This is a genomic window from Actinomycetota bacterium (assembly GCA_005888325.1).
GTDB lineage: Bacteria > Actinomycetota > Acidimicrobiia > Acidimicrobiales > AC-14 > AC-14.
The window spans coordinates 22,820-35,258 of the sequence record VAWU01000010.1 but is presented as its reverse complement, the minus strand read 5'-3'; the positions used below and the strand labels follow the sequence as shown (position 1 = coordinate 35,258).

Here is a 12,439-nt window from a genome sequence, read left to right as displayed (position 1 = left end):
GGCGTCCTCGTTCTCCCGAATGGCGACGCGTAGAGCAACCGCTACGGCAGACGCACCTCGGCGCGGACCTCGACCGCGTCGCGGACTCTGAGCGCACCGAGCATCGCCGAGTAGGGCTTGACGCCGAAGCTCGACTGCACGACGGTCGTGGTGACGGTTCTCGTGGTCGGCTGGCGATGAGACCCCATGCGAATCGTCTATCCGGCGGCGACGGAGCCCGCCACCCGGGTGACGAAACCCACCCACCAGTCGGGCGTCGCTACGACGGGATGCGCCGCAACGAGCTGCTCGGCCTCCGAGGGGACGACTACGACGAGACGCGCGCATCGGCGCCGACGGAGTCGAGCGGTGTGTCGGGATCGGCGAGAGCGTCGAGGTTCACGGCGACTCGGTCGCGGATGAGGTGTTGGATCGGGTCGGTGACATCCCAGACGTTGGCGTTCATGCCGGCAACGACGACACCATCGGCGAGCCAGAAAGCGATGGACTTGCCGTCGGCCGGGTCGCCTCGGAACATGACGCGGTCCCAGGTCGCGGCGTAGCCGGAGTACTCCATGCCGAGGTCGTACTGGTCGGAGAAGAAGTACGGCACCCGGTCATAGGGGGCGGGGAGGCCGAGCATGTTCTTCGCTGCCGCGGCCCCTTGGTGAAGGGCGTTGGCCCAGTGCTCGACGCGGATGTGGGCGTCGAGACCGGGATGAAAGGCGGCGGCCGCGTCACCCGCGGCGAAGACGTCGGGGGCGCTGGTGCGCAGGTGGGCGTCGACGATCACGCCGTCGTCGACCGCGAGACCGGCCGCGACCGCGAGCTCGACGCGGGGCGCCGCCCCGATGCCGACGATGGCGAGGTCGGCAGGGCGACGGGACCCGTCGGTGAGGCGGACCTCTTCGACGTGGTCGCCGCCGTGCAACGACGCGACGCCGGTGCCGAGGTGAAGGTGGACGCCGTAATCGGCGTGCAGGTTCCGGTAGACGCCGCCGACTTCGGTGCCGAGCACCCGCTGGAGGGGAACGGAGCCGGGGTCGATCATGGCGACGTCGCGGCCGAGCTGGCGGGCGGAGGCAGCGACCTCGGAGCCGATCCAGCCGGCACCGATCACGACGACGTGGTTCGCGTCGTTCAGCGCGGCGGCGAGGTGGTCGGCGTCGGCGAGGCTGCGCAGGTAGTGCACGCCGTCGAGGTCGCCGCCCGGCACGTGGAGTCGGCGGGGCGCGGCGCCGGTCGTGAGCAACAGCCGGTCGTAGCGGAACGTTTCGCCGTCATCGAGCAGCACCGTGCGCCGGTCGGGGTCGAGCGAGACGACGGTGGTGTTGCTGCGCAGCTCGATGTGCTGGTCGGCGTAGAAGCCTTCGTTGTGGACATAGACCTTGGCGCGGTCGGCGTCGCCGCGCAGCTAGTCCTTGGACAGCGGCGGACGTTGGTAGGGGCGTTCGGGTTCCTCGCCGATGAGCACGACGCGCCCGTCGAAGCCTTCGGTGCGCAGCGTTTCGGCGGCTTTGGCGCCGGCCAGGCTGGCGCCGACGATGACGAAGGTTTGCGGTGTGGGCATGGTCTCTCCTGTGCGGTCAGGCGGCGGCCGAAGGGCCGGTGGCGCGGTTGGGGTCCGAAGGGGCGACCGGTTCGCAGCCGACGGCGAACGAGTTGGCATCGGTGAGGAGACAGCAGGGAACGAGGGCGCGGGCGGCGTCGCTCGCGGCGCGCGCGACCGCGATGACCTCGGCGTCGATCCCGTCGGCGACATCGGTGACGGTGGCGACGTCGCGGGCGGCGCGGGCGGCTGTCGCGGCGCGACGAGAGAGGTGGCCGTCGCGTAGGCGGCGGTCCACGGTGATGATCGTCTGCCACCCGTCGAGATCGCCTCCGGTTGTCTGCAGCCGCGTCGCGCAGCGGCGAACGCCGTCCGGAGCCATCGTGCGCAGCGTGTGCGTGAACTCGGCGAGCACGCTCGTGGCGAGGGGCTGGGTGTCGGTGGCGGGCATGGCGGTCACCTCTCTGGGTCACTCACCGGCGGGTGCCGGTGAGGACGAAGAACTCTTGGCGGGAGCGGGGGTCGTGGCGGAGCAGGCCGTGCACGGCAGAGGTGACGGTGCGGGCGCCGGTCGCGCGCACGCCTCGCAAAGACATGCACAGGTGGTCGGCTTCGAGCACGACGCCGACGCCTTTGGGTTCGAGGTGGTCCTGCAGCCAGCCGGCAACCTCGGTGGTGAGCCGCTCTTGGATTTGGAGGTCGCGGGCGAACAGCTCGACGACACGAGCGAGCTTGGACAAGCCGAGGATGCGCGCGTCGGGGATGTAGCCGACGTGGGCAACGCCGTGGAAGGGCAGCAGATGGTGCTGGCACAGGGACTGGAAGGGGATGTCGCGGGCCAGGATCAGTTCGTCGTAGCCCTCGTCGTTGGCGAAGGTGGTGAGGTCGAACGGTTCGGGGGTCAACAGTTCGGCGAAGGCGCCCGCGACGCGGCGAGGGGTGTCGTACACGTGCTCGGCGTCGGGATCGCGGCCGAGAGCGACGAGCAGCTCACGGACCGCCTGTTCGGCGGCGACCAGGTCGATCATCTGTTCGCCGCCGACGACGCGGAGACGACCGCGCGGCCGCACCGTGTCGGTAGGCTGGGCGTGAGCAGCAACGTTGGTGCTCATGCCACCAGCTCGGCACAGTCGTGTTCGTCGATCCCGGCGGTGGTGTCGGGTCGGTGGTGGTGCAATGACAAGAACCGCTGCGGGGCCGGCAGCGACGGGCCGCCGGAGTCGATCCAGCGGCCGGTGGCGTCGTGGGCGCGTTGGATGAGTTCGGCGGCATGGCTGAAGTCGGCGGACGACACGGCCAGGGGGCACAGCGGGGGCAGCACCTTGATCTGCGCGTTGCCGGCGAACTGCGCGACGTCCATCACGAGCCGCTGCTCGATCAGCAGGGTGAGGGCCTGCACGGCCGCGGCCAGCGCGCTCGTCGGTGGTCGTTGCAGGGCACAGGCGAACCCGGCGGGCAGGACGTAGATCTCGTCCGCACCGAGGGCGACGGCCTGGGAGAGGGCAGCGTTGTCCGCGACGCCGCCGTCCACGAGGGTGAGGCCCTCGCGTTCCACCGCGGGCAGTACGCCCGGAATGGTGGCGCTGGCCAGTACCGCGCTGGCCGCGTCGCCAGTCGACAGCAGAACTTCCTCGCCGCTGAGCAGGTTCGTGGTCACGATGTGCACAGGGATGGCGGCCTCTTCGAGGTTGCGGTAGGGCAGGTACGCGTCGATCAGACGGCGAAGGCCGCGGTTGGAGCACAACGAGTCGCGGGATCCGGCCAGCGCGAGCACATGCCGGAGCGGGTCGAAGGGGAACACGTCCTGGCGGCGCAGTCCCCGCCAGGTGTCGGCGAGGGTTTCGAGGGTCTCGCGGCCGGTGCCGTGGCCCGCCACGTAGGCCGCGTTGATGGCACCGGCCGAGGTCCCGATCAACAGATCGGGGCGCACGTCGCGCTCGGCGAGCGCTTGGAGCATCCCGACCTGGACGGCGCCGAGGCTGCCCCCGCCGGACAGGACGAAGGCGACGGTCATGCTCAGCTCATCACGGCGCGGGCCGGCGAACCGAACGCGGTGGCCAGTCGAGCGAGGGCGATGGCAGCGATGAGCAGTCCGAAGTCGCGCAGGGCGACGTCGTAGAAGCCGGGGACGATCACCAGGTTCACGATGATCCCGGCCAGCCAGGCGGCCACCAGGTAGCCACCGAAGCGGGGTCGCAGGGCGACGACGAGACCGGCGACGATCTCGATGACCCCGACGGCGTACATCAACTCATGGGCAGTCCACGGGGTCTGGCGCACGATGAAGGGGGCGAAATAGCGGTCCCAGTTGACGAGGACGTGGAAGAACTTGTCGAGCCCGAACAGGATCGGCGCCACGGTGAAGCCGACGCGCAGCAGCCAGAACGCCTGGAGGGCCGGATCGTTGCGCACCACGCGGGTCGAGCTCCGAGTGGGGGAAGGTCGGGTGGCGAGTGTGCTGGTCATTTCGGGATTGCCTCCATCTCTAACGGATAGTATTCTTTACTTTAGAGAGCACCAGGACATTTCGTCAACTACTTTCTCTCTTAGAAGGGACACTCGGTTGAGCACGGAAGAGCCGACAACCACCCCGACGACATCCGGTCCCGACTTCGACGCGCAGGTCACCGGCATCGCCGCGTTGGCCGAGCCGATCCGCCGAGCGCTGTACCGGTACGTGGTCGCCCAATCAGCCCCGGTCAATCGTGACCAGGCGGCTGAAGGCGGTGGCGTGGCCCGTCATGTGGCCAAGTTCCACCTCGACAAGCTCGTCGAGGACGGCCTGCTCGACGTCGACTACGCCCGGCCTCCCGGACGAGGCGGGCCCGGCGCGGGACGGCCGGCCAAGCTCTACCGCCGCTCGGCGCGCCAGCTCGCGGTCAGCCTCCCCCAACGCGACTACGAGCTCGCCGGGCGACTGCTCGCTCGCGCCGTCACCGCCGCCGAGCGCGACCACACCCCGGTCGGCGACGCACTACGCGACGCCGCCCGAGACGTAGGCGAGTCCCTCGGTCACCGAGCTCGCGAGCAGGCCGGCGCGCGTGCGAGCCGTGCCACGGTCCTCGACGCCACGACGAACGTGTTGCGCGACTGCGGCTACGAACCGCGCACCGACGCCACCGGCGTCACCCTGGCCAACTGCCCGTTCCACGCGCTCGCGCAGGACTACACCGACCTTGTCTGCGGCATGAACCTCGAGCTCATGACCGGTTTCGTCGACGGTCTCGAGCGTTCGGATTTCAAGGCGCGCCTCGAACCCTGTCCGGGTCAGTGCTGCGTCCGGCTCGCCAAAGCGTGAACGCTCAAAGGACGGCCTCGACGAAGTGCGGATCAGAGAGGCCTACCTGCCGGCAGGTCTCGCGATGCTGCGGTGATCTGCGGGTTGCCTCGTGGTCGGCTGAAAGTGCGCTGAACAAGGCAGCGGGTCTGGCGACGGTCAACCTGGATCGGCGTCCTTCGGATCGACCTGAACGACGACGTGACCCACTTGCGGTGGGGAGGTGCCGGCAGCAGCGCGACGGCGAGTGCGTTGCTCCACCGCGGCTAATTTCCGCGTGTCGCGCCCCAGCAGTCACGACGTGAGGCATCGGCGGCAATCGGCTACTGCTCAGGCCCCGTTTCGCAGGTCCCAGGCACGTCGCGCGCCTCGAGCGCCTGCCACTTCCTCTCTCTTCGCAAGCGATCGAGATCGGCTTGAAGCTGGCGAGCGTTGCGAAGAACTGCTTCGCGGTCACCGGTTGCAATCGCGAGCCGGTCGGCGAGCACCCCGCGTTGTTCTCGATCGCGGCCGCGTCTCAGCCACTCAGTGTCCGCCGAACCACCCCTGCCATCAACGGGCTCGTGGGCGGCCACGTACTTAAGCGCTGTCAAGAACATCGCCGATAAATCGTGGGCCCTCTGGTCGAATGGCAACTCGTGAGTCAGGTACAGCGTGGACGCGTAAGCGCTTTGCAGTCGCAGTATGTGGCCCTCCGCCGCAGCGACGAGCGCGGCCACGACGTCTTCATCGGGGCGGCCCTCATCCTCGAGGGCCAGTGCCAGTGCAATGAGCTCGTGCGCCTCGCGTACGGGCCCATTCTCGTCGGATCTGACCCACCGCGCGCCAAGCCCGAGAGTGGCCGCCCACAGGGTGACGAACCCCGATCCCGCTGAGGCTTCGAAGAGTTTCCCCGAGATCATTCTGGTGCAACGGTTCCCTGCTTTCCCGCGACGGCCGTTCGCCGCTTGTAACCACGCTCCAGCAGGCGCACACTCGATTCGTCGGGGGGTTCCGCCGCTCCTCGACACCACGGCGACCACCCTCAGGCAGCACCCGGTCGCCGGCACCGGGCGACGATCCCAACCATCTCGCCCGGTGCGCGTCCCCGGCGCTCCTATTGGAGGGTCGTCGCTTCTCCGTCCCGCCGTGGGTGACCATCGGCCAACGGTGGCTCTCGACGTCAGCGGCAGTATCGGCGCTACTCCGCTCGGTCGGACCGAGTCATCCGCGACCGTGCTCTGGGTCCTCGGCGAGCGTCCGGCCCGGATGCGCGATGGCAGTTGTCGCGAGCACCCGGAGGTCGACTTCTTTCCCGAGCGAGCCCGCCCGGGCAGTGTGCGGCCGCTGCCTCATGCGCGATGAATGCCTGGCCTTCGCGCTCGAACACCACGAGCGGGGCGGGCTGTCGAGGCGCGAACGGCGAGCTCAGTCGGTTGCGTCGGACGGGAGGTGGAGGTAGCGCGGCGCGGCAGATCGGTGCGCGTGACGCGTCGCGTTCTGGGACGCTCGCCGCGCTGAATTGCGCGTCGCACGCGGAGCCGTCGATCGTCCGTGACGGAGGACATCCCGTGGAGACGTTGTGGGGCATCGAGCGACCGTCTCACGGGCGTCACCGTTCGCGCGCGTCACGTACCGTCCGACGGGTCGCGCAGGGCTACGGTCGGTGCCGTGCCCGGCTCATCCGAACCTCCCCCCGAGGGGTCGACCGTGGCGGGCGAGGATCTCGCCTTTGCGGGCGTGGCGCGCCTGTCCGAGCTGCTGCAGGAGCGCGAGATCACGCCGCGGGAGCTGGTGGAGCTCTATTTGGCTCGCATCGAGCGTCTCGATCCCAAGCTCCACGCCTTCGTGACGGTGCGGGCCGAGGCTGCGCGGGCCGAGGCCGACGCTGCGCTGGCGCGGCTGCGGGCGGGTGAGTCGGGCCCGCTGCTGGGCGTGCCCGTCGTGGTGAAAGACAACGTCGCCATCGCCGGCGAGGTCACCGGGCACGGCACCGGCGCGAACGAGACGCCGGCCCGCAGCGACGCCGAGGTCGTGCGGCGTCTGCGGGCAGCGGGCGCGCCGATCCTGGCCAAGACCACGATGCCCGAGTTGGCGATGTGGGGCCACATGACCGAGTCCCAGACCGGCGGAGCCACGCGCAATCCGTGGGACATCGGCCGGTCCGCCGGTGGCTCCAGTGGCGGGACCGCCGCCGCCGTGGCCTCGGGCCTCGCGCCCGTCGGGTTGGGTTCCGACGGCGGGGCGTCGATCCGGGTGCCAGCGGCGCTGTGTGGGCTGTTCGGGCTCAAGCCGACGCGCGGTCGCATCTCGACGCTGCCCGACCCCGAGCACTGGCACGGCCTGACGGTGTTCGGTGGCCTGGCACGCAGCGTGCTCGACGCTGCGCTGTTTGACGACGCGCTGCGGGGAGCCGCGCCCGGCGACGCCCACGTACCTGCCGAGCCGGAGATCAGCTTCGCCGACGCCGCCCGCCGCCCGCCCCGTCGCCTGCGAGTGGCGGTGTCGCTCAAAGGAACGCTGCCAGGCGTCAAGGCCGGCCCGGTGGCGCGCCGCGCGGTCGAGGACACCGCTGAGCTGCTGGGTTCTCTCGGCCATGAGATCACCGAGCGCGACCCCAACTGGGGGCTGCTGCTGCCCGACATCATGCCCCTCTACCTCGCCGGCGTGGCTGACGACGCGGCTACCCTCGATCGCCCAGAACGGCTCGAATCTCGGTCTCGTCGCATGGCCGCCATTGGGCGGCGGCTGCACGGCAGCCCGCTGCTCCAGCGACCTCGGACGCAGCACCCGATGGTATGAGCGTCTCTTCGACGCCAAGCCCGTGCTCGACGAGGACACCGGCCCGTTCCACCACGTCGTCTGGCTACTCGGTGGCCCCACGCTGTTCGGGATCCACCAACACTCTCAACCCGAGAGCAGCGACGCCTTCAGCGAGCTCCGACCCGGGCTCGACCATGTCGGCTTCGACCAAGACGGCCTACCGACCGCAGTCCAGATCGCCGCGCCCCTCAACGGCGAGACAACACTCCTCTCGTTGGCAGCCCAACTCGAACACGCCCGCCCATGGGCCGACCACAAACCGCCCGTGTCCTAACGAAGCGTGTACCAGCCCGCTCCCGACCGCTGGGCTGGCCGCGTCCAAGGGTCGATGACGATCGTCGCGTGCATGGTCGGGGGGCGACGCGATGCATTGGAGTACTCCCCCCGCACCAGGGACATGTCGGCGCTGACCGAGCAGAGCTCGACCGGATCGCCCGCTCGCTGAACGGACGCCCTCGACAGACGCTCGGTTGGCTCAAACCATGCGAGGCGTTCGCCCGAGGCTGTTGCGATGACCGCGTGGGTCCGCACCCAATGAGGCGGGCCGAGCGACTGGCAGCTATGCGCTACGGCCCATGCGCTTCACTGCACGACTGCGAGATCGTCCAGCAGCGCTTTGGCTTCTCTCAGATCGGCAGTTGAAAAACCTTCGGTGAATCTCTCGTAGGCGTCGCTCAGCAACTCTCGAGCTGGTTCCGTCTTGCCTTGCCTGCGCCACAGCCGGCCCAACCTCAGCGCGGCTCGCAACTGCAGCATCGGCGCTTGCACTTCGGCCGCGGTGTCCACGGCCCGTTGGAGCCAGGACTCGGCTTCGGCTGCATTGTCGGGAGACAGCGCGAGGAGCAGATCAGCCTTGAGCTGGAAGAACTCTGACCACAGCGTGTGCCCTGCGCTCTGCGTGGCGATCTCCACCGCTTCGTCGAGCACGGTCAAGCCATCTCCAGGCCGTCCCGCCAAACCACATGCGCCGGCTTGGAGATAGAGAAGCAGGGGCCAAAACACGGGCGGGGTCTTCAACCGCTGATACGTGTTCATGGCCCGTTCGATCAGCGCCAGACCCGCGTCGGGCGACCCCATGCCAGCCAGCGCGGCGCCACTCAGGCAGGAGCCGACCGCCCTCCAGATCTGAAACTCGTGTCGCTCGGCGATGTCCAACACGGCCTGCGCACACCCGTGGGCGAGTTCGTCCTCCCGTCTCCAAAGGTGGATCAAGCCAGTATGAAACTGCGCGTACGCCATGCTCGAAGGGTGGTTCAGCCGCCTGGCAAGGCCAATCGCGTCGTTGGCGCGATCGCGGGCGCGGTCCGGGAAGCCGAGCATCCACAACACCAGCGCAGAGGTGGTGAAACACACCACCCCCGGGTTGTTACCGAGCTGGAAGCGCCGCGGGTCGTGCCGCTCGGGATCGTACGCTGCGATCCCTTTCTCCAAGTGCTCCATGCCCGGCTGGAGACGGTTGAGGAAGGCCAGATTCGCACCCAGCACCAAGTGCCCTTCGACGCGCGCGCTCGCGTCGTCGTAGCGCTCGGCCAGTCGCAGGATTTGTTCTCCCGCCCGAGCACCCTTCTCGAACTCCGCCCGATAGATGTAGAGGCTGGAGAGGCCGCGTAAGACCGGGAGCAGCTGCGGTATCTCTCCCTCCCCTTCGCAGAGGTCCAGGGCGCGCGTGTACGCCTCCTCGACCTCCTGCGTGTAGCCCTTGAGAGCCAGCAGCACGCGGGCCAGGCTCGTCTGGAGGGTGATCTGCTCGAGGACGCGCTCGGGCGTGGACGGGGTCGAAGAGAGAAGGTCCAGCAGGTCGGTGGTCAGAGACACTGTTGCGTGATACCAACCCCGCGCGTCGTAGAGCAGCCACAGACTGTCGGTGAACTTGCCGAGCTGCTCGAAGTTCCTCTCGGCAAACCAGTAGCGCCAAGCGGTGCGGATGTTCTCGATATCGGTGGCCATCCGCTCCGACGCTGCTTCACGTCCGTCGCCCGTCAGCTGCTCCCATTGACGCTGCGTCCAGTCGGCGAAGTATGCGGCGTGTGCGCGGCGCGCAGCTGAACTCACTTCGGGGTCCTCGTCCAGTCGTGCGGTCGCGAATTCCCGGATCGTTTCCAGCATCAACAAGCGAGACTCGGCGTCGCCGTGATCCACACGCCGAATGAGGCTCTTGTCCACGAGAGAGCTCAGCCCGTCGAGAACGTCGATCTCCTCCAAGCCCTTGATCCGGCTCGCCACGTCCTCCACCGCCTCGAACCCTGCGCCGGGGAACACAGAAAGCAGCGCGAACAGACGCTGCTCGCCCGGGTCGAGCATCTCGTAGCTCCAGTCGATCGTGTCCCGCAACGTCTGCTGCCGGACGGGTGCGTCGCGCGCTCCACCTCGCAGCAACTTCAACCGATTCCCGAGTCGCTCGACGAGCGCTTGCGGTGAGAACAATCTCAGCCGGGCAGTGGCGAGCTCGATCGCGAGCGGCAGACCGTCCAAACGCACGCAGAGCTGGGCGACCGCGCGTGCATTCTCCTCTGTGAGTCGAAAATCTGGCTTGACCGCCTGTGCCCGCTCGACAAACAGTTGGATCGCCTCGGATTGTGCCAGCTGCTCGACAGAGACATCTCTGAGGTCGGCTTGGGGCAGCGCGAGAGGCGGAACTGGGAAGACGTGTTCGCCGCTCACGTGCAGCGGTTCTCGGCTGGTCACAAGCTGCTTCAGCTCCGGGCACTCCCGAAGCAGCTCTGCCATCGCGGGCGCCGCCGTGGTCACCTGCTCGAAGTTGTCGAGGAGCAGCAGCATCTTCCGCGTCCCTATCTGCGCCTTGAGATCGTCGAGGAGCGGCCTATTACTCACTTCCCGCAAGCCGATGGCTCGGGCGGTGACCGACAGGACGGATTCGACGTCGCGGCTTGCTGCGAGGTCGACGAAGTAGATCCGGTCCTCGAAGTCGTCACGCAGGTCAGTGGCCACTTGCAGCGCCAACCGGGTCTTGCCGGTGCCGCCGGTGCCCAGCAGCGTGAGCAAGCGCATGCGGCCGAGCCGGTCAGTGACCTCTTGGAGTTCGTGCGTGCGCCCGACGAAACGGTCGAGAGCGGCCGGGAGGTTGCTGGGAACCGTGCCGAGCGCCTGTTCTGTTGGCGTCTCGAAGCGCTCGCTGAGCAGCACCATCAGGTCGTCTTCGATCAGTTCGCGCAGCTCCTCAGCTGAACCAAAGCGCTTGTAACAAGCAGTGTCGTCGCCGCGAACGCGATCCAGCAGCTGGCTCAGCCGCGCTTCACGATCGGGCGCCGGGCGTTTGACGTAGATCAGCTTCGGCCTGTCGCCGGAGAGCCGGTATTCGTCCTCCAGACCGGAGATCTCTTCGCCGGGCGCCACCCAGCCGTACTTCTGCCAGTAGATGCCGACGAAGATATGACTCTGATCGAGGTACGCTCGATAGACGTCGCGCGGTGGATGCGGCCGCGCCCCGAGCTCGAACAGCACGGGGGCGAGGTGCAGTTGCTCGATGGCGTCGCGAGCGGCGGCACGCTCGTCAGCGAGCTCCTCGAGCGTGGAACTGACGAAGACCCGCACGCGCTGGTCGGGCGTGCGAATGGCGGGGGCCCCTCGATCAGTCATCCATCACCCCCTCGGCCCGGTCATAGAGTCAGCCGCGTGGCCGTTGCATCATACGAGACTCCCGAACCGCGCCGGCTTGACGCGACTCGCTCAGTCGGTGGTGACCCGGACCCCGACGGTCAGCCCAAGTCTGGCGCATGAGCTGCTCCATGGTTCAGCGCAATGAAGGAGCCGGCCGACCTGTGTCATGTCGATCTGACTGGGGAGCTGCGTCCCGCCCAACCAGATCGTCGTTTTCCTTTCATGCTGCCGACCATGAGCCCGGACGGCCGTACGGCGATGGTCGGCAGGATGCCTGCCAAGATCCGATCAGATCGTCGACCTGGAGCGTCGCCCAAGACGTCCTTTCCCGTGGCGACGCCAACACAATTGCCGCCGGCATCGGCCTCGACTGAACAGGCGACGCCCGAGGCTGTCACCGCGGATGATCAGGTGGCCTCGAGGATCGCCTTGATCGTGGCGAGATCGTGGCGATTGGCGCGCCGCATGGCCGACGCCATGAACGGAGCGGCGACCTTGGAGAACCCGGAGGGCTCGCCGCGGTTGCGCAACGTCATGCGAGTCGACGCCGCACCGATAGGCGTCCAGCCGTAGCTGGTCTCCATCGGAAACGGGCCATGCGCGGTGCGCATCACGAGACGCTCGCCCGGTACGAGCTCGGCGACCTCGTAGGTGTACTCGAGGCGACGACCGAGAAATCGGGCGACGAAGGTGACCCGCGATCCGATCGCTGCCGGCGGTGCTGTTTGCCAGTCGACGGAGTCGATGTTGGCGTACCACGCGGGCGCGTTCGATGGGTCGGCCGCATACGCGGCGACCTCGTCGACGGGCCGGTCGATGACGATCTCGGTCTGGACGTCGACGCTCACTTCTTGGCTGTCTTCTTCGGTTGCTTGGCTGGCAGCGCCGCGGCCGCGGCGTGCGCCTTTGCGATCCAGGGCCTGGCCTTGCGGGCAGTCCAGCCGGCGGGGAGCGCGACGTAACCACCCATCGGACGTTCGGCCGGTCCGAACGGGTCGGCACCGGGCTGTTTGGCGAGCTTGGCTCGGTCGGGCTCGTCGAGCTTCACGCCGATGTCGCTACCGAACAGGCCCATGAACATGTTTCCGTTCACGAACGCGCCGAGGTTGCCGAACATCGGCTTCGTCTCCACGCCCGGCTCGTCGGGCACAAGCGCGCGAAATCGATTGCGGTCCGCATCTGTCGGCTTGGGAATCTGCACTTTGTCGTGTCCT

Annotated in this window: 11 protein-coding genes and 2 pseudogenes; 4 read left to right on the top strand and 9 right to left on the bottom strand. The window is 68.2% G+C overall.

Translation table 11 applies throughout. From position 1 onward, the window contains the following. Positions 1–307: 307 nt before the first annotated feature. From E6G06_01765 to E6G06_01745, 5 genes and pseudogenes are all read right to left on the bottom strand, one after another. Positions 308–1,549, bottom strand: a pseudogene (locus E6G06_01765) (NAD(P)/FAD-dependent oxidoreductase). A gap of 16 nt (positions 1,550–1,565) precedes the next feature. Beyond that, positions 1,566–1,979: a hypothetical protein gene (locus E6G06_01760; GenBank protein ID TML93586.1), complete on the bottom strand. Its 414-nt coding sequence runs from the start codon at positions 1,977–1,979 to the stop codon at positions 1,566–1,568. A gap of 22 nt (positions 1,980–2,001) precedes the next feature. Further along, positions 2,002–2,640 (bottom strand): GTP cyclohydrolase I FolE, encoded by a 639-nt coding sequence (folE, locus tag E6G06_01755; GenBank protein TML93585.1) that lies wholly within the window; start codon positions 2,638–2,640, stop codon positions 2,002–2,004. Beyond that, on the bottom strand, positions 2,637–3,542 hold the full coding sequence (locus tag E6G06_01750; GenBank protein ID TML93584.1) for a patatin-like phospholipase family protein: 906 nt from the start codon (positions 3,540–3,542) through the stop codon (positions 2,637–2,639). Before E6G06_01750 ends, folE begins: the two co-directional genes overlap by 4 nt. 2 nt (positions 3,543–3,544) lie before the next feature. Next, positions 3,545–3,994, bottom strand: a complete 450-nt coding sequence (locus E6G06_01745; GenBank protein ID TML93583.1) for a hypothetical protein — start codon at positions 3,992–3,994, stop codon at positions 3,545–3,547. Between the two features lie 166 nt (positions 3,995–4,160). On the opposite strand from E6G06_01745, the gene E6G06_01740 reads away from it, so the two are divergent. After that, on the top strand, positions 4,161–4,826 hold the full coding sequence (locus E6G06_01740; protein TML93598.1) for a transcriptional regulator: 666 nt from the start codon (positions 4,161–4,163) through the stop codon (positions 4,824–4,826). 302 nt (positions 4,827–5,128) lie between these two features. Here E6G06_01740 and E6G06_01735 read toward each other — a convergent pair whose 3' ends face one another. Beyond that, positions 5,129–5,707 (bottom strand): hypothetical protein, encoded by a 579-nt coding sequence (locus tag E6G06_01735; GenBank protein ID TML93582.1) that lies wholly within the window; start codon positions 5,705–5,707, stop codon positions 5,129–5,131. Between the two features lie 353 nt (positions 5,708–6,060). On the opposite strand from E6G06_01735, the gene E6G06_01730 reads away from it, so the two are divergent. The 3 genes and pseudogenes from E6G06_01730 to E6G06_01720 all read left to right on the top strand — a co-directional run bounded on the left by E6G06_01730 (position 6,061) and on the right by E6G06_01720 (position 7,752). Continuing rightward, positions 6,061–6,246, top strand: a complete 186-nt coding sequence (locus E6G06_01730) for a hypothetical protein (GenBank protein ID TML93581.1) — start codon at positions 6,061–6,063, stop codon at positions 6,244–6,246. A 59-nt stretch (positions 6,247–6,305) separates the two neighbouring features. After that, complete coding sequence (locus E6G06_01725) at positions 6,306–7,586, top strand: amidase (protein ID TML93580.1); 1,281 nt, start codon at positions 6,306–6,308, stop codon at positions 7,584–7,586. Between the two features lie 13 nt (positions 7,587–7,599). Next, positions 7,600–7,752 (top strand): annotated as a pseudogene (locus tag E6G06_01720) (VOC family protein). A gap of 437 nt (positions 7,753–8,189) precedes the next feature. Here E6G06_01720 and E6G06_01715 read toward each other — a convergent pair. The 3 genes from E6G06_01715 to E6G06_01705 form a co-directional block, all read right to left on the bottom strand. Beyond that, complete coding sequence (locus E6G06_01715; GenBank protein TML93579.1) at positions 8,190–11,204, bottom strand: DUF4062 domain-containing protein; 3,015 nt, start codon at positions 11,202–11,204, stop codon at positions 8,190–8,192. A 428-nt stretch (positions 11,205–11,632) separates the two neighbouring features. Then, a complete protein-coding gene (locus tag E6G06_01710) occupies positions 11,633–12,073 on the bottom strand; it encodes an ATPase (protein TML93578.1) in 441 nt (146 codons plus the stop codon). Further along, on the bottom strand, positions 12,070–12,426 hold the full coding sequence (locus E6G06_01705) for a TfoX/Sxy family protein (GenBank protein ID TML93577.1): 357 nt from the start codon (positions 12,424–12,426) through the stop codon (positions 12,070–12,072). The genes E6G06_01710 and E6G06_01705 overlap by 4 nt, the downstream gene beginning before the upstream one ends. Positions 12,427–12,439 lie beyond the last annotated feature (13 nt).

Coding starts and splice junctions, on each gene's coding strand:
- E6G06_01760 (TML93586.1), bottom strand. CDS start 1,979: ATGCCCGCCACCGACACCCAGCCCCTCGCCACGAGCGTGCTCGCCGAG.
- folE (TML93585.1), bottom strand. CDS start 2,640: ATGAGCACCAACGTTGCTGCTCACGCCCAGCCTACCGACACGGTGCGG.
- E6G06_01750 (TML93584.1), bottom strand. CDS start 3,542: ATGACCGTCGCCTTCGTCCTGTCCGGCGGGGGCAGCCTCGGCGCCGTC.
- E6G06_01745 (TML93583.1), bottom strand. CDS start 3,994: ATGACCAGCACACTCGCCACCCGACCTTCCCCCACTCGGAGCTCGACC.
- E6G06_01735 (TML93582.1), bottom strand. CDS start 5,707: ATGATCTCGGGGAAACTCTTCGAAGCCTCAGCGGGATCGGGGTTCGTC.
- E6G06_01730 (TML93581.1), top strand. CDS start 6,061: ATGGCAGTTGTCGCGAGCACCCGGAGGTCGACTTCTTTCCCGAGCGAG.
- E6G06_01715 (TML93579.1), bottom strand. CDS start 11,204: ATGACTGATCGAGGGGCCCCCGCCATTCGCACGCCCGACCAGCGCGTG.